Source organism: Paenibacillus sp. FSL E2-0177, from assembly GCF_037992975.1.
Classification (GTDB): Bacteria; Bacillota; Bacilli; order Paenibacillales; family Paenibacillaceae; genus Paenibacillus_AQ; species Paenibacillus_AQ odorifer.
The window spans coordinates 6147702-6171091 of the sequence record NZ_CP150307.1; the positions used below are offsets into that span (position 1 = coordinate 6147702).

The window sequence follows — 23390 nt, forward strand, 5'->3', positions numbered from 1 at the left end:
CTTCTTAAAATCAAATATAATAATATTGGACGAGCAGGACATAATACTTATGGATTATTATTCCATTTTGTCAAAACCAACAGAAGAAATCAAAACATTTACTCACAAACTTACATTTTGTAAGTCATTGTGTTATAATAATCACATTCCTCCATACACGGACAGGCTTTAGCAAATATATGAATAACAAGGGGTTTGTGAGCATGAGTAACGAAGCAACCGCAGCACCAGCATCCGATTTTGAATTTGGTATCTATACCTTAGGAGACATCGTAGCGGATTGTCATACAGGGAAGAAGATCAGTCCAAAACAACGTCTCGACGACGTTGTAGCTGCAGCTAAGCTGGCAGATGAGGCGGGACTTGATGTATTTGGTGTAGGTGAGCATCATCGTCTTGATTTTGTAATTTCTTCGGTGCCAGTGGTGCTGGCTGCCATTTCTCAGGTTACTAACAGAATTAAACTAACGAGCGCAACAACCGTATTAAGCACCATTGATCCTGTACGGGTGTTCGAGGATTTCGCCACACTTGATTTGCTGTCGAATGGACGTGCAGAGATTATTGCGGGGCGTGGTGCTTTTGTGGAGTCTTTTCCGCTCTTCGGGTATGAGCTTGAAGATTATCACCGTCTATTCTCCGAGAACATCAATTTACTCTTGGAGCTTAACAAACATGAAGTTATGAACTGGGAGGGCTCCTTCCGTTCATCGCTGAAGGATTCGGAGATTGCTCCACGTCCATTGCAAGAGAATCTTCCGCTCTGGATTGGTGTAGGCGGTTCTCCAGAAAGTGCGGAGAAGGCCGGGATGCTCGGGACCGGAATGGCTATCGCCATCCTAAGCGGCAGTCCAGAGCCTTTTCAAGAGCTTGCCGCAACCTATCGGCGTGCCGGAATTCAAGCAGGACATCCACCTGAAGATCTAAAGATTGCGATCACTAGCCACGGCTACATTGCTGAAACCTCACAGCAGGCGTTGGATGAATATTACCCTTACTACTATAGTTACCGTAACTCTATCAGTCCAAAACCGGGTCAAGAGTACAAGGTGTCTCGTGATGACTTTGGGCAATATGTATCTGCTGATAACACGATGGCTGTAGGCAGCCCGCAGCAAATTATCGAAAAAATTCTCTATCAGCATGAGCTGTTCGGTCATAGCCGCTTTATGACTCAGCTCGATATCGGCGGCCTTCCTTACGCTAAGGTAGCCAAAGCCATTGAACTTTTGGCAACAGAGGTTGCACCTGTCGTACGGCGTGAGATCGCCAAGAAGAACAGCCGTTAGAATGGAATACCAAAAAGGGGCCCTCAAGCCAACGGCTGAGGCCCCCTTTTTATAAATAAAATCACGCAAAGGATGGTTTATTATTATCTACTTTCCCGCTGATAAGCTTCTTATATTCGTCGTCTCCGCCGTCCAAAGAAGGTGCAGTATAAATCTGAGCTGAAGCTGGCTGCTGAGCAGAATGACTCGAGCCTGCTTTTCTTTTGGTGCTTTTGTCATCGCCGCCTGCACTCCTGCTCCCACCACTCGCAGATCGGAGAACAGCATCGGATAAGCTGTTAATACCTTTTATTCTCTTCATGCTGAATCCTCTCCTACTAAATGATTGATGGTACGGAATAAATCCTGATTATTCCCAACTACCGCCTTAAGATCATCTGCAGATAATCCATCACTTCCTGAGAAATGAACGGAAAGAACATACTTCTTACCTAGAGGATAGCATAGGATATATACCTCTGCAACTTCCGTGCGTTGAAAAAAAGTCCATTTACTCGATAAAAATGCATCTACCACACTAGGCTGCTTCTCATTCCCTTTCGTTACAGACAAGGGATAGGAGTGACCACGTCCGACATTCCCCCCCACCTGAACAAGTTGTTCCTTCTCTTGTGCCTGCCAGATGGCTGCACCGATTACACGACAATGCTTCGGAGGTAAAAAGGAATTGCGTATCGCCTCACTAAGTGCGTGATATTTATCTCCATTCTCGGAGATGGTCACATTACTATTATATTGCCAAAAAAAATGAAGGATACTTTCTTTGCGCCTTAAATCCATCTTTAGCTGCTCTAAATCTTTAAGCGGGTCACGGAATCTTCCACGTTCTTGAATACTATCAATAATCTTACCACAGCTCACATCCACAGCAGCCGTAGGATTATCGTGATGCACTTCATACTCTAAAGATGTAATTCCCGCTAAATCAGATAGCAGATGATATTCTTCTACATTTTCTCCAGGGATGAGATCATCACGCGCAGTTACCTGATCAGGCACTAGACAAAAAACACGGCTGCGCCGTAATCTAGCCCAAAACAAACCCATTTCAAACCCCGTATTATCGCGGGTCACATAATAATATTTACCACGGATTTTGGCGACATCATCTGGCGAGAACACAAATACGGCAAAATCGCTCTCATCCAAATTTCGCTCCAACGCCTCCATAGTGTATTCATTCGCCCGAAAAGCGTTGGCATACCAAGGATGCACTTCAGCATCCCTCTTCAGCTGCTCATGAATCGCTCTTGCATAACGTATAGACTCCCTGGAAGATCCAATGAATAGCTTTGGTTTAGTCACGGCAATGCTCCTTCATCCTCTTTCCCGATATGTAATAATTATACAAGTCTTTAGACCACCAGAAAAGAGGCCATATTCTCAAAAAATATTATTCTAAACCTCGTAAATTGGGTAAGGAATTACGACTACTCTCAAAAAGCGAGGATACTATGAACAAAATGATAGGTGTCACCCTGCTCACAGCTTGCCTTTTGGGTATAGCAGCGCCACAGTCTGCTGAAGCAAAGACAGCAGCGGGAAGTTATACCGCACAGGTATATGCGAGTTCTTTAAATGTACGCGATGAACCGGCTAAGAATGCAACTGTTGTAGGATCAATTAAGAATGGGGCTCGGGTTACTGTGACTGATGAGCAGCACGGATGGTTAATGGTTAAGGCGGGGAGCACCTCTGGCTGGGTAGCGGGTTATTACCTAAAAAAGGTGAACAGCAACTCCCTGCAATCCAGCGCTTCTGGAACGTCTATTGCTACTAGAACCAATACTGCCTCGTCAACATCAGCCAATACTTCTAGTAGAACTTCAAAGGCTACAGTCACGGCTGATTCTCTGCGCATCCGAAGTGGCCCAGGAACTCACTATAAGGTGCTCGGTTCTTTAAAAGCCAAGGATACAGTCACTCTCCTTCTTCATCAGAACGGCTGGGCTCGAATTCGCACAGTCAGCGGTGAAACCGGTTGGGTGGCAGAGCAGTATATCCGAAGTGGAAGCACATCAAGCAGTACAAGCAGCATAAGCACCGTCCAGCATAAAGGCGGACTACGAGGAAAGCTGATCGTCATCGATCCTGGTCATGGCGGCAGTGATCCGGGCATGCTTGGCACTACATATAACACCATGGAAAAAGATTTGAATCTGCATACTGCACTTTATGTCCGCGATGCTCTTGTTGCTAAAGGAGCACGGGTAGAGATGACGCGCACCCGAGACGATCAGAAGCCGACGTTAGCTCGTCGTGTTCAGATGAGCCAAGCCCTGCGTGCTGATGCTTTTGTAAGCGTTCATTATAATTCTTCACCTAAAAATGTGTCCGGAACGTTGACCTTCTTTTATTCAGAAGCGGATGATTTGAAGCTGGCGCGGGCGATTGAAACCCGGCTGGGGCAAGGCATCGGTCTGAAAAGCAACGGGTTGTCCTTTGGCGATTATCACATCCTAAGGGAGAATCGGATTCCAGCTACCTTGGTTGAGCTTGGATTCCTTACCAATCCTACAGACGAGTCCATTGTCCGCAAGGCCTCCTATCAGAAAAAAGCGGCTAAAGCCATCGCTGAAGGCGTTGCGGATTATTTTAAATAACTGGCTGGAACAACACTCCAAAAAAAGCCCGACCCATGTATCTCTCAGGTATGATCTGAGGAGATCTGTGGGTCGGGCTCTTTTGACTGCTTCCTTATACGAGCATTTGATAGACCAAGAACAAGTTCAACGATACAACCAGACCGGAGATAATCCAGCCCAGAGTGGCTGTCATTTTGCGATTCACTAACCCGCCCATAATCTGGCGATTGCTTGTAAACACAACCAGCGGAATCAACGCGAACGCAATCCCAAAGGACAGGATCACCTGACTGATCACGAGTGCTTTGGTTGGATTCACACCAAAACCAATGATCGCTAGTGGCGGAATGATGGTAATCGCACGGCGCAAGTACAGGTTAATTCTTTTGTTGATGAAGCCTTGCATAACCACATCGCCAGCCATAGTCCCTACGGAGGAACTCGACAGTCCCGCAATGAGTAGTCCCAACCCAAACGAGATCGCCGTTACTGGCCCAGCTAAGTGACCAAATTGTTGAAACGCGACATCCAGATCCTCAACCACGAGACCATTTTTGAAAAACAATGCCGCGGAGACAATAACCATAGCCAGATTTACTGCACCTGCGATAATCATCGCAATAATAATATCTATAAATTCCAATTTGAAAATCTGTTTTTTCTCCGATTCATTCACCCCGACGATACGGTTCTGTGTAAGTGATGAATGCAGGTAAATCGCATGTGGCATCACGGTTGCGCCTAGAATTCCTGCGGCCAATAGGATGCTGTCCACCCCTTCAAACTTAGGTGTAAACATGCCTACGGCAACTGCTCCCATATCCGGTTTAGCTACAATAACTTGAAAAGCGAAGGCTAATACGACTATAAGGATCATCGCGGCAATCCCTGCCTCTAAGGAGCGATATCCCCGGCGTTGCAGCTCTAAGATAGCAAATGAGCCCACCGCAGTAATCAGTGCTGCTGGCAGCATCGGAATATCAAATAAGAGATATAGTCCTAATGCCGCCCCGATAAACTCTGCCAGATCCGTAGCTATAATCACTAGCTCACTTTGAATCCATAAGAAGATCGATACACTCTTCGGAAAACGATCATGGGCGATCTCAGGCAAGTTCTTGCCTGTCGCAATCCCCAGCTTGGCGGATAACGCTTGGATTAGCACAGCCATTAGATTAGAGGCCACGATCACCCACAATAAGAGATATCCATATTTGGAGCCCGCCGTAATATTGGTGGCAAAATTACCTGGATCCAGATAAGCAACAGCAGCGATAAAAGCTGGGCCTAGAAAAGGAAGTAATCGTTTAATCCCTTTGATCTCCCCGTTAAGTACGGCTTGTGCTGAAATCGAGTTCTTATGTTGTTTTATATGTGGTTGTTCTACTAAAGTTTGTTCGAGCATTTCAATTCCTCCTCTTGCCCTGAAAAAGTTGTCTATATACACGAAAGTTTCCCCTGTGCAACTTATATTTAAAGTATATGCTTATTTCTGAAAAATGTAAACATGTTTCATATGGAATTTTCATTTGCTTGTTCACCAACGACTAGGCACAAAAAAAGCTGGACGATGATCAGGAATTACCCGATCTTCGCCCAGCTTAAGCTGCTTATGAATTTTTCTTCCATGTGTCCTTCAGCGGTACTATCCGGTTCAGCACCAGCTTATCTGCCGTGGTATACTTCTTATCCACGCAGAAAAATCCGTGCCGGATCAATTGAAATTTATCTTCTGGCCTTGCGTTGCCCATTGATGGCTCCAGCAAACAATCCTTCAGGATCGTTAAGGAATCTGGATTAAGATACGCGTCCCAGCGCTCACCGTCTTCTTTAGGACCGTCGTTATCTTTCAGCAGCCGCTCATATAGATGAACATCAGCCTTGATAGCCTGGTCTGCCGATACCCAGTGAATGGTTGCCTTAACCTTCCGTTCATTAAACCCGCTTCCGCTCTTCGTTCTCGGATCATAGGTGCAGCGAAGCTCTAGGATTTCTCCGGTAACTTCATCCTTGATTACTTCATTGCACTTTATGAAATAAGCACCCTTCAGCCTTACTTCGTTCCCCATAGTCAGCCTGTGATACCCTTTTGGCGGCTCCTCCATGAAATCTTCTTGTTCAATATAAAGGGTTCGTGAAAAAGGAACCTCTCTTTCTCCAAGTGACTTATCTTCACTGTTATTCTCAATCGTCAGCCATTCATTATGATCTTCAGGATAATTAGTAATGACCACTTTTAAAGGCTTAAGAACAGCCATCACACTTGGAACCTTTGCCTTCAAATCTTGTCTAAGCGCATGCTCTAACATGGCAATATCCACAATGGTGCTATTTCTGACAAAGCCAATTTCCTTCACAAAATTCCGGATACTCTCCGGCGTAAAACCTCTTCTGCGTAAACCGCGAAGCGTAGGAAGTCTCGGGTCATCCCAGCCATCCACATAATGGCCTGTAACCAGCTGTCTGATATACCGTTTACTCGTCACAACTCCGGTGATGTTCACCCGTCCAAACTCTCTTTGCTTAGGAGCCTCAGGGATATCCAGCTCCTTCAATACCCACTCATAGAGCGGCCGATGATCCTTAAATTCAATCGAGCATAAGGAATACGTAATCCCTTCGATAGCATCTTGTATAGGATGGGCAAAATCATACATCGGATAGATACACCATTCGTTACCCGTTCTATAATGCTCCGCATGAATGATTCTGTAAATCACCGGATCACGTAAGTTGATATTAGGTGAGCTCATATCTATTTTAGCTCGCAACACTCTGGCTCCCGTTGGATAATCTCCAGCTTTCATCTCCGTAAATAACCGCAAATTCTCTTCCACAGAACGCTCCCGGAACGGGCTGTTTTTTCCCGGCTCCGTAAGCGTCCCTCTATAGGCTGTCACCTCTTCAGGTGATAAATCACAGACATACGCCTTTCCTTTTCGGATTAACGTAACTGCGCTATTGTATATTTTCTCAGAATAGTCTGATCCATAAAAAATATAGTCCGGTGGATAGCCCATCCATTGAATATCTTCGATGATGGCATTTACATACTCCAGATCCTCTTTTAAAGGATTGGTGTCATCAAAGCGCAAATGGAACTTCCCGCCATACTTTTTCGCAGTCGTATAGTTCGTATGAATAGCATACGCACTGCCAATGTGCAGATACCCGTTAGGCTCCGGTGGAAATCTCGTGCAAATATCTCTACTGTAAGTCCCTGCTTCCAGCTCTTCTTGAATCCATCTGTCGATGTAACTCTCTGCTAATACTTCCGGTTCCTCGTTCATTGGTGTTACCTCCTGTTTATAAGTGATATCCGCCTGCTTAATCTGCAAAATAAAAAGAACCTCACCTCCAAGACTTATGGTCTTGGGGACGAAATTCTCGCGGTACCACCCCAGGTTCATTAATATGTCGCCATATTAATCTCATCAAGTACGGCAAAACATCTTGCGCAGTGCTTATACTCTAGCTCTATAACAGGAGCTCCCGTCATACCATCCCCTTAGTCCGGTTCCGATATGCCGCTCAGAGGCTTGTTTCGATAAAATCTCCCTTACCCTGTTCTCATCATCCAGGGCTCTCTGTGAAGGAATGATTTCATGTACTCTTCTCGTCATCGCGTTTGATTATTTTGTATAGGATACCAAAAAGATAACCCTATGTAAATGTGCTTATTCCCCGCTAAGCGCCGTTAGGAGCTCCAATACTACTTCATTGTCAGGCTCTGCAGCCAAAGCTCTACGCGCGTATTCCAATGCAGCAGCTTCAGCTCCTAGCTCATAGTTACAGATTGCCATGCTATACAGCACTGATGCCAATGGTTCTTCCGTACTCGCATGCATGGAGCGTTCTAAGTAACCCAATGCTTCCGCGAATTTATCCATTTCATACAGCAGCAACCCCGCATCTAGCGACAGATCATAACTCTGTTCCATCGGATAATAGCCCGTCCACATCAACTGTATACCTCGCTGTAGATCCAGCATTTCTTCATCACTGGCACCCGGCAGCAGCTCCGAAATCTGTTCAGCGCTATGGATAAACCATTCAGCATCATACCCACCCAAACGCCAAAAGGCCAAAATTTGCTGCAGCCCCATCGTATCTAATTGCTGATCCATCCATTCCTTCATACTAAAGAAATCATCCGGGCCAAAACGTTCTATAAACCGCTTGTAACCCAGCCGAGTGTTTGTATAGCTCAGCGGTGTTGGTAGCATAAGAATACAGCCGATGTTCAGGTTTTTATAATGATGACTGGTGAATATTGAATGCGCCCCTTTTTGTTTCAGCACATGCTCTATCGCATGATAATTCGCGGTCAAAGAGAAGCTTCCGTGATGAATCAGCAATGGAGGTTCTGCAAATTCCCAGTTCTCTAAGCGATGGTCACCCTTATCCGCTGTAAGCAGCACGAATCCCTCTGTAGAGAGCCGCGCAAGCCGCTCCAGACAAGTAAGCCCCACCACCGGAAAGAGTATATGTGAATCCTCCAGCTTCTGCTGATAAAGCGTTATAACGTCATGATAGGGATAAGTCTCCTCTTCATAACTAGCCGCACGCCGATAATGGTACTGCGGGATGATTTTGCCGAGCGCATCGGAGGGGTTATCCGGATCAACTTCCGCCGAATACTGGATCGAAACCTCACATTCATATATTTTTCCTTCATCCACATAAATTAATTCTTGCGGAATGCTGTCAAAAAAGTAATTTGCCACAATCACCAATGGCTGCTGTAAATCACCCGGCCGAATGCTGAGCTTAGCGTGTACTAAATGTAGTTCTACATCCTGCACAGCATCAAAACGAGCGAAGTCCAAAATACCCTGCTCTACGTAAGGAAGTAGGCTCGGGTGCTGCTGCCAGCTGGATATATTTTTGGAAGGCAAATCACTCATCACATAACGAAAAGGAGGAAGAGGAATATCTGCGTAGTCTACGATTTCACATAACTTTTTAAGCACATGGAAGGCTAACCGGCCTGCTCCCGCTCCAAGTTCTAGAATCGTAACGGTCTCTGAGAGATGCCCTTGTCCAGCCCGGTCTTGCAGAAATCCAAAGATCATCTCTGCGTATGCTGTCGCAATCATAGGGTTACTCGTGATGTACTGCGGGACCTGATCATTATTCCAAGCCTTTAATCCCTGCTCTTCATAATATGTTCGTTGCAATTCCCAAATCGGTGCTTCGCTGAAGCGATATTGCTGCTCTTTGTTCCCTGTCATCTGTTTCTTTACCCGCTCTCTGTCTAGCTTGTTGGAATAATCTATAGCAATTGCCTTATTGCGCTCTCAAGGTGCGTGACCTGAAAATGACGTATTCAGCCTCTGTTGGTATGTTAACGGAAAATGATAATAATGCCGTCTTGGCGGTTGAGGAATCAGGTCCTTTCAACGTTTGATAAAAAGAATTCCCTTTACTGTCCACACTCACCAGCTCTAATTCCGCGTTTCCTTTAGGGATGATGAATCCGGAGGTATTTTGCACGCCTAAGGTCAATCTATATTCTTTCCCGGATTGAGCCTGCGTTAGCATAGTAGGATATAACGGATACGGATGTGCTGTCGTTTCGAGTGGATAAGGAGCAAGCGCACGATCTGCCTCAGGCTTCACCCATTCCTCCCCTTTTCTGGCTCCAATACCAAGGGTTAATTTATTCACATTATTAAATTGCACTTCCCAGCGAAAAGACTTAAGCCCTTCTAAAATGGGGGACGCCGGAACAAACAGAGTGCCATCCTTTATCTCTGGAGCAACGCCTAATGAATCTACGGTCTCCCCATTAAAATCTGCCTCTAGCTGCCCTGCTTTAATATTTCCTACCGATCGGTCCAGCAGTGAAACAGTAATACTCTTGCTCAGAGCGTCATAGAGCAAATCTGCGCCAATCGCATTGGAGAAGGCTCGAATCGGCACCATTAATTTACCTGCTTTGAAATAAGGGGCGAGTTTACCTGGAAAAAGCACGTAATATCCCCCGTATGACAGTGGCATTACCTGTGTCCCTAACTGGACAGCTGCCGACACCGATGTAGGTGTAACCGCAGATCCCGCGGCGAACATAATCACTAATAGACCTATTACGTAAGCTTTTATTTTCCCTAATCGTTGTAAGGACTCCTTGATGTGAATCATCACAAACCCCTCTCCAGTTCATCTAGAACCTTAGCCTCTATTAGTAATAATCAATGATGACCCTACACATGTCAACTTGTACCACTTCTGCTATCCATCATAAAAGACAGCATTCCGCATATATTTTCATTGAACTCTTAAGGAACAAGAAAGGAGAACCTCTTATGACTTCTGCTGGACAGGATTCGGCAAACAAAACAAACATCCCCCAGCCCATCCGAAGCGATGGCACAGGGGGATTAGATAAAGGACCCCGAGATGTTATGCGGGATCTTGAGAATCCGGATATGTTCGTTCCTCCGGTGACTGATGCGGGCCTGGTTCCCAATTTGAAATTTTCTTTCTCTGATGCGCATATGCAGCTTAATCATGGTGGCTGGTCCAGAGAAGTAACCGTCAGAGAACTCCCTATCGCAACTACACTGGCAGGTGTGAATATGAGCCTGACCCCCGGTGGAGTACGAGAGCTTCACTGGCATCAGCAAGCGGAATGGTCTTATATGCTGTTAGGCCGCGCTCGGATTACTGCTGTGGATCAGAATGGACGGAACTTTATAGCAGATGTAGGACCTGGTGATCTATGGTATTTTCCGCCGGGTATTCCTCACTCTATACAAGGTCTTGAAGAAGGCTGTGAATTTCTCCTTGTCTTCGACGACGGAAGCTTCTCTGATCTGAATACCTTGTCTATTTCCGATTGGTTCGCCCATACGCCTAAAGAGGTACTTTCAGCTAACTTTGGAATACCTGCCGAGGCCTTTGACTCCATCCCCACTGAACAAGTCTACATTTATCAGGATCAAGTTCCCGGCTCATTACAAAGCCAAAAGGTGCAATCGCCATATGGAGAAATTCCACAGAGCTTCAAACATTCGCTGTTGGCACAGCCTCCATTAAAGACTCCTGGCGGGAGCGTCAGAATCGTTGACTCCAGCAACTTTCCGGTCTCCAAGACCGTGGCTGCTGCACTGGTAGAGATTGAACCTGGAGGAATGAGAGAACTCCACTGGCACCCCAACAACGATGAGTGGCAATATTATCTTACCGGAAAAGGACGGATGACTGTGTTTGCCGGAAACGGTGCAGCACGTACCTTTAATTACAGGGCTGGCGATGTTGGGTATGTTCCTTTTGCATTTGGACATTATATTCAGAATACAGGAGAAGAATCGTTGTGGTTCCTCGAAATGTTCAAAAGTGACCGTTTTGCCGACGTCTCTCTGAACCAATGGATGGCTCTCACTCCCCATGAATTGGTTCAAAGTAATTTGAACGTTGGGCCCGAAGTGATCAATGCCTTACGGAAAGTTAAATGGCCAGTGGTGAAATACCCTAAGTTAAAAGAATAGGTTACTTCCTCCCTTTTGCTTATTCACCCGTCTCCGCAAATTGTTTGATTCTTTCACCAATCTGGTCACGCACATGCTGGAACACTGCCCACTTCTCTTCATCACTCCCTTGCGCTTTTGCCGGATCATCGAAGCCCCAGTGTTCCCGTTTGACCTGCGGAGGGGTCATTGGACATTTATCCGCAGCATCTCCGCATAAGGTAATGACCAGATTCGCATTATTCAGCAGATTAGCATCAATAATATCCGAAGTCTGGCCGGAAATATCTATGCCTACTTCGCTCATCGCTTGTACAGCTTTTGGATTTAGACCGTGAGCTTCAATACCTGCACTGTACACGCTCCATTCTTTTCCTAGATATTGCTTAGCCCAGCCTTCAGCCATCTGACTTCTGCAGGAATTCCCTGTACATAAAAAATAAATCGTTCTCTTGTTCATCTTGATCTTCCCCTGTCCAAATTAGTTAATCAACAACCACATATAAAGACCTAAAAGCGTAATAAATAACGTTGGAATGGTTAAAATAATACCTGTCTTAAAATACGTTCCCCAAGAAATCTTCACGCCTTTAGCCGAAAGTACATGTAGCCACAGCAGTGTGGCGAGTGAGCCAATTGGAGTGATCTTCGGTCCTAAGTCCGAACCTATAACATTCGCATATATTAAAGCCTCTCTAATGATTCCAGTGGTATGCGTCGCATCAATGGCAAGCGCGTCAATCAGAACGGTAGGCAGATTATTCATCAGCGATGAGATCAATGCAGCTATGAAGCCCATACCCATCGTTGCGGCAAATAAGCCCTGATCAGCAATAGACCCAATCATCTTAGCAAGTAAATCCGTCAGCCCAACATTTCGAAGTCCATATACTACGACATACATTCCGATAGAAAAGAACACAATCGCCCAAGGCGCTCCTGTAATCACTTCTTTCACCTTGACGTAAGGGCTGCTTCTCGCGAGAAGCAGGAACAAAATAGCTATGATCCCCGCAACCACAGATACCGGAATACCCAAAAATTCGCTGACAAAATACCCTACCAAAAGAACAGCCAATACAATCCATGACAGCTGGAACATTTTTTTGTCTTTAATCGCCTCATGCGGGTCTTTTAGCTGTGAATCGTTAAAGTGCTTGGGAATACTTTTGCGAAAAAAGAAATAGAGCACTACGATGCTCGCCACAAGTGAGAACAGCGTAGGTATAATCATCTTGCCTGCATACTCCATAAACGTAATCCCGAAAAAATCCGCTGATACGATATTGACCAGATTGCTGACCACGAGCGGCAGTGAGGTGGTATCGGCAATAAAACCGCTGGCGATAATAAACGGAAATACTTTTTTCTCATCAAAATGCAGCGCCCTTACCATCGCAAGCACAATAGGCGTAAGAATCAGAGCCGCTCCATCATTCGCAAAAAATGCAGACACTAACGCACCAAGAACGATGACATACACAAACATTCGTCTGCCATTCCCGCGGGCAGCCCGCGCCATATGTAAAGCAGCCCATTCAAAAAATCCGATTCGATCCAGAATTAAAGAAATCAGAATAATAGCCACAAACGCTAAAGTAGCATTCCACACGATCTGCGTTACATCCAGAACATCATTAAAGCTGACTACCCCAGCTAGCAAAGCTATGCTCGCGCCACCGCAGGCTGACCATCCAATCGATAAATTACGGGGCTGCCAGATTACAAGGATTAAAGTTACTAAAAATATAAGGATAGCTACAATAGCCAAAGTGCCATCCTCCTTTTACTGCAAATCCACATCTTTTTCAACACTCCTATATAAGCATGTGACTTCAATCCAATATCATTATATAACTATATGATTATATATAAATCAAAAAAATCCTTACCTGAAATTTAGTCGCAGCATGGCTCTTTAGCCTCTTTATTCAGTTCAGCCAATATCGATTTGGAACTAGGCATCTGTTGAAGAACAGCTTTAAGATGTGGTTTATCCTCGACATTTAACGAATAATGTACCCACTGTCCCCGCTTGCTTTCCCGAACGATTCCTCTACTTTTCAATTTCCGTAAATGCTGGCTAATCGCCGGCTGGGAAATGTCAAAGATATCAACGAATTCACACACGCACCATTCCCGCTCTTTCAGAAGAGAAAGCATTGCCAATCGTGTCTTATCTCCGAACAGCTTCAAGTCTTCAGCAATTTCCATTAGTGTCTGCATTTCCTTCTCTCCTCCTCTCGAAAGTATATAAGCTAATACTTATATTCTAGTGAACTTACCAATCGGAAGCAAGAGTTAATTTTTAGCGGGCTACCGTCCACTCATGCTCCAACATACTGAACATCAAAGAATCCCGCCATCCATCTTTAATAAGCAAAGCATCTCTTAATCTTCCCTCATAAGTCATACCTATCTTGGTGAGTACCTTGGATGATCCGCTATTTCTAGGGTCACAGGTCGCATATATTCGATGTAGTTGCAGTTCTTCAAAGCCAAATTTCAACATTCGTCTGGCCGCTGCTGTAGCGACTCCCTGTCCCCAGGCATCAGGATGGACAATATAGCCGATTTCGCCGCTTCTGTCCGTATGGCTTCTAATATTTAATTCAATCATGCCGATCAAATGTTCAGTTCCTACTGCAACTATGGCTTGCGCGAACCGAGTTCTGGGAACTTTTTGAGAGTCTTCTATTGCTTGGTTCACAAATGAAAGGGTCTGCGGTTGCCTTAAGCTTCAGCCCGTTAACTATTCATAGGGTTGAGAGACAGGGATCCAGACGATAAACTGGGTTCCTTCCCCAACCTTGCTCTCCACTTCTATTTTACAATCATGCATTTTTAGAATTTTTAAAACAATGGATAATCCAAGTCCATTCCCTTTATGAACGCTGCTCCGCGCTTTATCCACCATATAAAAACGATCAAAAATGCGGGGCAATGCTGCCTCTGGTATGCCTTGACCAGAATCTTTAATAGAAACCTTCACAAACGCTATAGAACGCTCGATTTCGACATGAATGATACCCTCTTGGCTTGTATATTTTATAGCATTATTGATAAGGTTTTGCCAGACTTGATCAAACAAATCTTTATCCACCGTAATTTCGCAGGGCAATAAATCTAATTCTATCTGAATGTTTTTCTGTGCCCATTGTGGCTCCGCCAGAACGATCGCTCTTCTTAACTGTTCATCCAGCTGAAAAGTGGTGAGATTAACCGGATGATGTTCTGAATCAAGCGAGGCTAATCTAAGCAGATTGTCACTTAGGCGGGATAAGCGCAGCGTTTCCTGATAAATAATATCCAGATGTTCTTTTTGCTCTTCTACTGGAACGACACCATCTTGCAGCGCTCTAGTAAACCCTCTAATGGACGTAAGCGGAGACTGCATTTCATGAGAGACATTGCTGACAAAATCATCACGAACAGAGTCTATCTTTTGCAGCTCACTAGCCATATGATTAAAGCTTTCCATCAGTTCCCCAAACTCATCTTGATTTTTATGCGTCAAGCGCACAGATAAATCGCCTGATGCCATTTTTTTAGCTGCTTCCGTCAGACGTTTGATAGGCTTAACAATGAATCCGGACATCAAGAGAATCAGTAAACTTCCAATGACTAAAACCGTTAGAAGTGTAAAAAACACGTTGCGTCTGAATGTGATCAAGCTCGACGAAAAATCAATTTTAATGATGAGCGCAGCTTTCTCCTTATCTACGATGGGAATGCCAACAATAGCAACACCAGACTTATCATTAAGCATCACTGCGTCTGTGGAATCTGGCTTAAATAGAGCGGCAACCTTCTCCTTATCCACTGAAAAAACAGCATCACTCCACTCATTCACTCTCACTTTCGCAATATCGACCCCATATTTATTGAGCAGTTTAGTAAATGCCTGTGCTTTTTCCGGATCATCGATTAGGGTAAGCACTTTGGCTACGTCTCCAGCTACTCTAATGAAGATATGGTTTGGGGTCACATTATTTTCGGAAAACCGTACATTTAGCAAAAAAGAGATCATTAAGCTGACGATCACAATCCCAATGAACGTAATGACAATACGCAGACGCAGGCTTTTTTTCAACATTTAGGCCAACTCCAGACGGTATCCAAGTCCTCTTACCGTAGAAATAATTAGCTCGGGAATCGATTCAAGTCTTTCTCTCAGACGTTTGATATGCACATCTACCGTACGCTCGTCGCCTTCATAATCGACACCCCAAATATTTTCTATGAGCTGAGAACGCGTGAATATTTGCCCTGGCGAACCCGCCAGAGCAAATAACAACTCACATTCCTTTTTCTTCAACTCCACCGTTCTCTGAGCCGTAACAACGTTCAAATTCCCCAGATCAATCATCACTGCGCCTAGTTGAATCACACTCGAGGAGGTTAAATGATATCTTTTTAATAGTGATTTTACCCTCAGGACCAATTCAATGGGATCAAACGGTTTGACTAAATAATCATCTGATCCGGCATTAAATCCTCTGACTTTGTCCTTAGATTCTCCTCTAGCTGTAACCATCAGAATTGGAATATCGATATAAGATCGGATATCTTCGGTCAATTCAATACCATCTACATTTGGCATCATCACATCTACAATCACCAAATCGATCTTTGTATGCGCTAGAATGTCTAATGCCTCTTGACCGTCTGCTGCTTCCACTACGGAAAATTGGTTTTTTTCAAGATATAATCGTATTAATCTACGGATATGAGAATCATCATCCGCCACTAGAATCGTGTTCATCTCTCAATTTTCCTCTCCGCTAACCTATTTATTCATATCGTAGAGATTCCATTGGATCCAGTTTGGCAGCCTTAGAGGATGGCATCAAACCTGCGATAATACTAATCAGAGTACTCACAACGATCCCGAATAACACATAATAACCGGATAGATTAATAAGTTTCACTCCAAAAGCATTGTCCAAGAGAATATTTAACACATAACTAATGACAATGGCAAAGAGTACCGCAAAGATACCGCTGAATACACCTAATAAAGCTGATTCAGAAAAGAATATACGTTTGATATCTTTTTTCCTTGCGCCAATTGCCCGAAGAATCCCAATTTCCTTAGTCCGTTCCACTACACTGATATATAGCACAACCAATATCATGATCCCTGATACAAGAAGTGAAATCCCGGCAATACCAGAGAGAACTATAGTAGCCATATTCACATAAGTTGTGATTCGCTCCATGATTTTTGCCGATTGAGAACCTGAGAACCCAGCATCAACAGCGGCTGCATTAATATCATTCACATATTTCATATCGGTTGCAAAAGCATTAACTTGAATTGGACCTATTGTAATCCCCTTGTCAGCATACATTTGCTCCAAAGTCTGCGCTGGAAGATAACCCGTGGGTTGCATTTGCGCTCTTGGATCAGTGCTTTCATAAATACCAGAGATAGTGACTTCTTGTTCCAATGTGATCGGTTTATGCTTAGCATCCATTTCATTAATATATAGATGAATCGATTTCCCTACCAAAGACTCTGGACTGTCGTTTCCGCTTAATTTACTAGCCGTTTTCACGGGTAATAATATCTCTTTGCCCTCTGGAAAAGCCCCTGCGGTAATCGTCTCTTTAGCAAAAGCATCCGTTAAGGTTGTTAATTGTGTAAGACTAACCGTCTGATCTGCATAAACCATAGTAGATTTGCCCGAAATGGAAGTGATGGTTTCTACATAATCAACATTCGGAATATTTCGGATGGTTTCAATATCGGCAGCCGTAAACGTTTCGCCGGGCAACATCATTGCCTCTGGACCTTGCATACCTTTAGCTTCTTCACTGGGTTTAGTTATATCCACGAGTAAAGGATCCATACTTGAATTAATTTCGTCATTCATATAGTTCGTAATTCCATTCCCTAAGGAAAGCATCAACAGTACGCTTAAAATACCAATAGACCCACCCAAAGCTACCAATACATTACGTTTGGCGTTGAGCTTCATGTTCTGCAGAGCCATTTTAAAAGATGCAAATAAACTGAGATTCCGGGATGACCCCTCTCCTCCATCGTAACTAATCAAAGAGCGGTCCTTTAACTGAATATCATCTTTAATCCGTCCTTCTTCCACCTTTACGATACGGGTACCAGAGTCGGCTACTTTCTGTGAGTGGGTCACGGTAATGACCAATATCCCTCTTTTGGCTATGCTGTCCAATAAGGCTAAAATTTGATCGCCGGTATCCTTGTCCAAGGCCCCTGTAGGTTCATCTGCCAAAATAATATCAGGATTATTCGCTAGCGCGCGGGCGATGGATACTCTTTGCTTCTGTCCACCGGACAGCTGATTGGGACGTTTTTTCAGGTGCTCTTTCAAGCCTACCTCAGTCAAAATATCTATAGCACGTTTATTACGGTCCTTCTCACTGGTATCCGTCATCTGCATCGCCACTGTAACATTCTCCAAAACTGATAGATGCGGGATCAGATTGAAATTTTGAAAAACGAAACCAATATTGTTCTTACGATAATCATCCATTTCCTTTTCGGTCATCGTGCTTAAATTCTTTCCGCGGACAAGGACCTCGCCCTCATAATCGGAGTCCATTCCCCCAATGATGTTCATCAGTGTGGACTTTCCGCAGCCAGACTCACCTAGAATAGAGACGAATTCACCTGTCTCAAAGCTTAGATTCACATCATGGAGTACTGGCACCTTTTCTTTACCGTACAAAGTATATGATTTCTTTACATGTTTAACTTCTAATATTTTCATTTATTTCTCTTCCTCTCCTGGTCATGCTCTATATCTCTTTTGATGTTTCATATCCTAACAAATTTGTGTGAACTGATAATGAACTGGATAGCCACATGGAAGAGTCAGAGCTACAGCAGATATTTAGGTTAAGCAATATAAAAAGGCGAATTCACACTCAAAATGAGTGGAACTCGCCTTTTCTATTCGGCTTATTTTCAAAAGAAATTAGTGCATGAGGTGATAAGCTAATCCTCCAACTTGTTTTCCGGCGTAATAAACGATGTCTATAATCACCACTGTTAATATAAATTTCGAGAGCAGCGGATATTTCTTAAATAAAGGCTTTATATTTTTCTCTATGTACTCCATTCGCGCGCCTCCTTTCTTAAGCTAGTGCTCTTTTTCGGATCAGCCTAATCTGGCCTCTATGATTGATTTCATCCTCAAAAACGTGAAACCACATAAAATAGTAGTTCGCAGGTTTGTTATGCCAGAATTCCTCTTCAGTATATAACCAATTATCATCGACGGTTGCGAATAATTCATAAGTCTTTTGTCTAACTTCATTTAGGCGATCTAAATAATAGCTCAGGTCATACCCCTTAATATTGGCTCGTCCTTCGTCTCCTAAATTTAATGCTGGCCCCCATCTCGTTAGCTCTTCTTCAGACAAATCTCTTTGCTCAAACGTTGCTACTTGATATGCATATTCTACAGCAGCGTAGTGCAATAATAACGCTCCAATAGAGTTACTCTGAGCATCCAATAAATAATCCAGTTGTTCCATAGTTAGACCCTTAACGGCTTCTAATGTTGTATATCTTGCATAGTTCATCATGGATAAAAGTCGGCTGATTTGCGGGGAGTAACCTGGGATATCTGTAATCAAAAATATTTGGTTCATGTCAATCATATGGATGTTCCTCCTTGATTTCTTCAGAATAATACTCTAAATACCTGAATGGTTCAGAATTATGAATTACAGGTAATGACGATCAAGATGCAAAAGTGAGGTGCTTAACACCATGAATAAAACTAACAAAACTATGTATTGGGTTGTATGGGCTTCAACTTAGAAAGTCTCCATCCTAACAAGACCTAGTCGCTTCCCTTCCACTATAGCTTCGGATCTGGAATGTACACTAAGCTTCTCAAAGATTCTCGTCAGGTTATACTCTACAGTCCTTTGTGACATTAAAAGCTTGCTGGCTATGTCTTTATTGCTTTTTCCACTAGCTACTTCTTGGAGTATTTCCTGTTCTCTTTGATTAATGGACACTTCTTCAAGCAGCCGATTATCCCGGTGATTAGAAATCTTGATATCATTTCTTCGTAGCTGTTTAAGTAAAGACACCGGAATGACCGCCTCATTCCTTAGTGCACAACGAATGGTATTTAACAACTGTTCTCGGGAAGCTGTTTTAGAGATAAATCCTGTGACCCCTGACTCCATCAAAAGATTATAATGAGCACTGATCTCATATCCGGTATAAATCACCACTTTAGATTCAGGATCACGTTGAACGGCTCTTTTGGCGAATTCAAGTCCGCTGATCGTAGGCATGTTGAGGTCGCATAAGATCACATCAAATTCTTGTTGCTCCAGCCTATCCAAAGCTTCCATCGCTGACAAAACAAAAGTAACCTCCATATCCGCGTCCTGCTCAATCATAGTTTTGGTTCCTTCTCCGACTGAAGGATGATCATCAACCAACAAGATACGTATCATCGTCATCGCCTCCTCTGTGCTTTTCTTCTACAAAAGCCATTGTCGGTAAATAAATAATAACCTCCAGTCCCTTCCCTTTCTCCGAGGTAAAAGTGCACTCCCCCTCTAAGCTAGCAACACGTTCTTTGATTCCAGACAGGCCCATATGCTGAAAAGATTCCCTGATATCAACTATATTCATGCCAATCCCATCATCCTTATATCGAAAATAGAGGTGCTCTTGCTGGTCCAGCTCAATTTCAATCTGATTCGCCTTGGCATGTTTCCCGGCATTCCGCAGGAGCTCCTGTACTATTCGATACAACGCAATCACCAGGTCTTCACTTAGCTCACCAATCGGACTGGATGTAAAGGTGATAATGTAGTTGGACTGCAGCTGGGCATACTCAAACAATAGTTCCAGTGCCTTCACAATTCCGGTCTCTCTTAGCAGCGGTGGACGCAGTTCATTGCAGGTCTCCCTAATCTGATATATCACATCCAGAAGTCCCTCTTTAATCTGAAGCAGCTCTGGCAAAATATCCGCCTCAATATCATGATCGGAGATCAGTGTTTCCAGCCTGCGAAGCCAAATGAGCTGATCCTGAAGAGCAGAATCATGTAAATCCGCCGCCAGCTTTCTGCGTTCTTTCTCTGATAAGTTAAAGATCAGGCGTAGAACCCATGGTGCTGCATGTAGCTCTTTTTTCATCTCTGCTTCAAGGTCTTCAATCAAGCCTTCAATAAGATATAAATTCTCATAGACAATACTCGCATAATTTGCGAGGGTATTTAACCAGTTAAGCTCATCCGAATTAAGCTTTGTATGGTTCTTCTTATGATCAATCCAGAGGAGATGAAATTTTTTTTGGTGACGTCCGATTACGAGTAAGATCCCCTGTTTGAGTTGAACTACTTCTCCTACCTTAAAAACTGGAGATTTCGATACAAATTCTATGTTGATCTCTTGGCCCGAATTGTCGACTATTTGTTCGAGGTTACTCATATCCTCATCTCTCTCAAAAAAAGCAGACCGACTAACCGGTAAAATCTCATTGATTTCCTTGTAAATTGCAGCCTCCAAATCAGACCGCATCATAACCTTGGAGATTTGCTTCGAGAATCGCTCCAGACTACCTTGATAATGATAAAGCTCACGGAACAGTTTAGGCCGGAAATAATAATCTATTTTCTCCTTAAAGAATAAAAAGATTGTAATAGATAAATATACAACCAAAAACATCTGAATCCATTTGATCCAATCATACTCTTGCCTGCTCTGAATGATCGCAAGTACGGCTACAATCATTAGCGCCGGAAAAAAAGCAATTAATAAATAATATTTAAACCGATTAAAAGCGAAATCAATATCAAATAGTTGCCTAGCCGTCAGCAGATAAAAATAAGTAACTGGCATCAAAAACAAAAAGATCGTAGTAATTTCGTAAGGAATCAGGTTGACCCCAACAGCAATGGGTGCAGCTGAGAAGAGAACAAACGGTGTAAACGCAAGGATTTGTCCGGTAAGCATAATTTTAAACATCGATTTAAGCGCTGTGCTTCGATAAGCAAGGTATAAATATAGCAGCTTAAATATGCTGTAAAAAATCCCAAAAACAAAGAACCCAATAATAATTAACCTTACAAAGGAATACAAGGATCTATCCCAGGAGTAAACCATTAGACTGGAGGTGGAAAATAGGCTTAGTAAAATGACCAGGCCATAGTATATTTTGATTACAGTAGTAGATAGAACTAATACATCAAATCGTTTCAGATATACTTGGAGAAAGTGAATAAAAACCAGTGGAATTAAAGGCAACACGCTACCCATCGCGATTCTACCAATAAGATCAGATCTACTTGAGGCATATCCCGCAAAGTAAGTTATTCCGACTAATAAAAAGAATAAAATCAGCAGCTCTGCTGAGCGATCCCCGCTTTTCCTGCGGTATAATAGAAGGCTTAACACTGCCAAAAAAACAAATGTCGCTCCAGGGACTACAAGCTGGGTAAACGTATGATAGATGGAGGACTTATTCTCAATATCATAATGCAAAGCAAGTGGAGCCCCCCCTTTGGAGTTACGAAGAAGGTCAACGGATTGAACCTGAGTTAAGCTTCCATATCTCACAGCTTCATCCACTTTATCAATCGGTTTCCCATTAACCCGTAATAAGATATCCCCTTCCCTTAGATTCTGTTTATACCCTTCGCTTGAAACGTCTGCCTCAGCAATATAATATTGCCCTTCTTCATTCTGCTCCAGACCAACGCCAAGCAAGATGTTAGAGTGAATGACCCACACAAAATGAATAATAAGAAAAACAAAAATGCAAAGTAACCCTGATATGAATAACTGGCGGAGTTTTACTGTCATTTCAAATCCCCCGAACGAACAAAATTATACATATCTCTATTCTTATTTGGTATTCCCCTACCATTTTATATGAATCACAAAGGAAATTATATACTTTTATGCATGATATTCCTTCTCCTCTAAATATCCGCATTGAATTATAGCTCTATCCTGGCTTTTTGCTGCTTCACTCTGTGGTTTCGATCCAGAATCCATATCGCTGCGCAGCCATATAAAATCACTGGAACCCAACCACTCTCCCCGGCTACATACTCCAACATAGGTGAAGAACTGACAGTAATATTGTGCAAAACACTATCTACAGCATTATTAGTTCCGTGTAAAAGCACTGCCGGCCAAATACTACCGGAGGTCAGACGCAGTTCATTTATAATGATGCCCGCAAACATAACAGATAAGGTAAAGAGCACCACCACGAGCCAGCGGCTTCCAGAGGAATGATAAGCACGCGGCCCAAGAATCGCCGGATAATGCCATATAGCCCAGATTAAGCCCATTGTTACACTAGAACTTACTCTTCCCATCCATTGAAAACGCGGGAGCAGCCAACCCCTCCAACCGATCTCTTCCCCCAAAGCAGATAATGAACCAAGAACAATGTAAACGAGCAAATATATAGCAGTCTTGATCCATGAATCTGGAGAAATTAAGCTTGAGTTCCATCCCATCCAATAGACAGCATATCCCGCTCCCAGTGAACCTAAGGGAATAACTAAAGCCAATATGTATTCTTTGCCTCCCCTAAATTTGAAGCCCAACCTTCTCCATCCCTCAGCACTGTATCCATCTCTCACAATCAGAAACATCATGATACATACTGTGAAAAAAGGAGTAAATCCATACAGACCTTGCGCCGATTCCGGAAGCAGCAACATCCCTAACGCCATTGCCCATACGATAATAATAAATAGAAGAGATTGTTTCTTGTCTGAGAGCAATATTATCACCTACCCTTTTTAGATATAAGGAACTATATCTTCCTATTTAATCCAATTGTATATAACCAGGCAGGACGTTTCACCGAAAACAACGTTCGTTAAAACCACAATTCTTTTGCGGTACTACTTATCTGTATGCCGCAAAGTCTTCAGTAAGGTTGTCCTAAAAATAGTGAAATGGTGAGCGATGTGCGATGTGCGATGTGCGATGTGCGATGTGCGATGTGCAGCGTAAGTGTAAACTAATTAGGGAAATACTCCCTGAAAATAGCCGATTTTGG

21 protein-coding genes and 1 other annotated feature are annotated in these 23390 nt (G+C 43.4%); of the genes, 3 read left to right on the forward strand and 18 right to left on the reverse strand.

Annotated features, from left to right (window positions below):
- Nucleotides 1-203: 203 nt before the first annotated feature.
- The gene (locus MHI25_RS27320; RefSeq protein ID WP_340394640.1) at nt 204-1289 is read left to right on the forward strand and encodes an LLM class flavin-dependent oxidoreductase; all 1086 of its coding nucleotides are present in this window, start codon (nt 204-206) and stop codon (nt 1287-1289) included.
- 61 nt (nt 1290-1350) lie between these two features.
- Here MHI25_RS27320 and MHI25_RS27325 read toward each other — a convergent pair whose 3' ends face one another.
- Nucleotides 1351-1590, reverse strand: a complete 240-nt coding sequence (locus tag MHI25_RS27325; protein ID WP_036680302.1) for a hypothetical protein — start codon at nt 1588-1590, stop codon at nt 1351-1353.
- On the reverse strand, nt 1587-2594 hold the full coding sequence (locus tag MHI25_RS27330) for a TIR domain-containing protein (RefSeq protein ID WP_175617364.1): 1008 nt from the start codon (nt 2592-2594) through the stop codon (nt 1587-1589). Before MHI25_RS27330 ends, MHI25_RS27325 begins: the two co-directional genes overlap by 4 nt.
- Nucleotides 2595-2743: 149 nt before the next feature.
- Between MHI25_RS27330 and MHI25_RS27335 the strand changes: the two genes are divergently transcribed.
- Nucleotides 2744-3892, forward strand: a complete 1149-nt coding sequence (locus MHI25_RS27335; protein ID WP_340394641.1) for an N-acetylmuramoyl-L-alanine amidase — start codon at nt 2744-2746, stop codon at nt 3890-3892.
- Between the two features lie 94 nt (nt 3893-3986).
- Here the strand turns inward: MHI25_RS27335 and MHI25_RS27340 are convergent, their stop codons facing one another.
- The 4 genes from MHI25_RS27340 to MHI25_RS27355 form a co-directional block, all read right to left on the reverse strand.
- Nucleotides 3987-5279 carry an Nramp family divalent metal transporter gene (locus MHI25_RS27340; RefSeq protein WP_076219332.1) on the reverse strand — a complete coding sequence of 431 codons (1293 nt, stop codon included), beginning with the start codon at nt 5277-5279 and terminating at the stop codon, nt 3987-3989.
- 205 nt (nt 5280-5484) lie between these two features.
- Complete coding sequence (locus MHI25_RS27345; protein ID WP_340394642.1) at nt 5485-7164, reverse strand: glutamine--tRNA ligase/YqeY domain fusion protein; 1680 nt, start codon at nt 7162-7164, stop codon at nt 5485-5487.
- 81 nt (nt 7165-7245) lie between these two features.
- Nucleotides 7246-7506, reverse strand: a binding site (T-box leader).
- A 45-nt stretch (nt 7507-7551) separates the two neighbouring features.
- Entirely contained in the window at nt 7552-9108 is a 1557-nt protein-coding gene (locus MHI25_RS27350; protein ID WP_076280271.1) for an SAM-dependent methyltransferase, read from the reverse strand.
- A 55-nt stretch (nt 9109-9163) separates the two neighbouring features.
- Nucleotides 9164-10018, reverse strand: a complete 855-nt coding sequence (locus MHI25_RS27355) for a copper amine oxidase N-terminal domain-containing protein (RefSeq protein WP_076308767.1) — start codon at nt 10016-10018, stop codon at nt 9164-9166.
- Nucleotides 10019-10182: 164 nt separating this feature from the next.
- Between MHI25_RS27355 and MHI25_RS27360 the strand changes: the two genes are divergently transcribed.
- Complete coding sequence (locus tag MHI25_RS27360) at nt 10183-11367, forward strand: oxalate decarboxylase family bicupin (protein ID WP_076128773.1); 1185 nt, start codon at nt 10183-10185, stop codon at nt 11365-11367.
- Between the two features lie 19 nt (nt 11368-11386).
- Here the strand turns inward: MHI25_RS27360 and arsC are convergent, their stop codons facing one another.
- The 12 genes from arsC to MHI25_RS27420 all read right to left on the reverse strand — a co-directional run bounded on the left by arsC (nt 11387) and on the right by MHI25_RS27420 (nt 23118).
- Complete coding sequence (arsC, locus tag MHI25_RS27365; protein ID WP_076193631.1) at nt 11387-11806, reverse strand: arsenate reductase (thioredoxin); 420 nt, start codon at nt 11804-11806, stop codon at nt 11387-11389.
- A gap of 21 nt (nt 11807-11827) precedes the next feature.
- On the reverse strand, nt 11828-13117 hold the full coding sequence (locus MHI25_RS27370) for an arsenic transporter (protein ID WP_340394643.1): 1290 nt from the start codon (nt 13115-13117) through the stop codon (nt 11828-11830).
- A gap of 128 nt (nt 13118-13245) precedes the next feature.
- Nucleotides 13246-13572, reverse strand: coding sequence for a metalloregulator ArsR/SmtB family transcription factor (locus MHI25_RS27375; RefSeq protein ID WP_076185465.1), 327 nt, complete (start codon nt 13570-13572; stop codon nt 13246-13248).
- Nucleotides 13573-13654: 82 nt separating this feature from the next.
- On the reverse strand, nt 13655-14056 hold the full coding sequence (locus MHI25_RS27380) for a GNAT family protein (protein WP_339188563.1): 402 nt from the start codon (nt 14054-14056) through the stop codon (nt 13655-13657).
- A gap of 42 nt (nt 14057-14098) precedes the next feature.
- The gene (locus MHI25_RS27385; protein ID WP_076219256.1) at nt 14099-15442 is read right to left on the reverse strand and encodes a HAMP domain-containing sensor histidine kinase; all 1344 of its coding nucleotides are present in this window, start codon (nt 15440-15442) and stop codon (nt 14099-14101) included.
- Nucleotides 15443-16111 carry a response regulator transcription factor gene (locus MHI25_RS27390; protein WP_076128780.1) on the reverse strand — a complete coding sequence of 223 codons (669 nt, stop codon included), beginning with the start codon at nt 16109-16111 and terminating at the stop codon, nt 15443-15445.
- 28 nt (nt 16112-16139) lie between these two features.
- On the reverse strand, nt 16140-18101 hold the full coding sequence (locus tag MHI25_RS27395; protein ID WP_076307279.1) for an ABC transporter ATP-binding protein/permease: 1962 nt from the start codon (nt 18099-18101) through the stop codon (nt 16140-16142).
- 207 nt (nt 18102-18308) lie between these two features.
- Entirely contained in the window at nt 18309-18452 is a 144-nt protein-coding gene (locus MHI25_RS27400) for a hypothetical protein (RefSeq protein WP_175620025.1), read from the reverse strand.
- Nucleotides 18453-18468: 16 nt separating this feature from the next.
- Nucleotides 18469-18987: a DinB family protein gene (locus MHI25_RS27405; RefSeq protein ID WP_340395713.1), complete on the reverse strand. Its 519-nt coding sequence runs from the start codon at nt 18985-18987 to the stop codon at nt 18469-18471.
- Between the two features lie 168 nt (nt 18988-19155).
- Nucleotides 19156-19812, reverse strand: a complete 657-nt coding sequence (locus MHI25_RS27410) for a response regulator transcription factor (protein ID WP_038573390.1) — start codon at nt 19810-19812, stop codon at nt 19156-19158.
- Complete coding sequence (locus tag MHI25_RS27415) at nt 19790-22171, reverse strand: ATP-binding protein (RefSeq protein WP_340394644.1); 2382 nt, start codon at nt 22169-22171, stop codon at nt 19790-19792. The genes MHI25_RS27410 and MHI25_RS27415 overlap by 23 nt, the downstream gene beginning before the upstream one ends.
- Before the next feature lie 137 nt (nt 22172-22308).
- Nucleotides 22309-23118, reverse strand: coding sequence for a CPBP family intramembrane glutamic endopeptidase (locus tag MHI25_RS27420; protein WP_139330196.1), 810 nt, complete (start codon nt 23116-23118; stop codon nt 22309-22311).
- Nucleotides 23119-23390 lie beyond the last annotated feature (272 nt).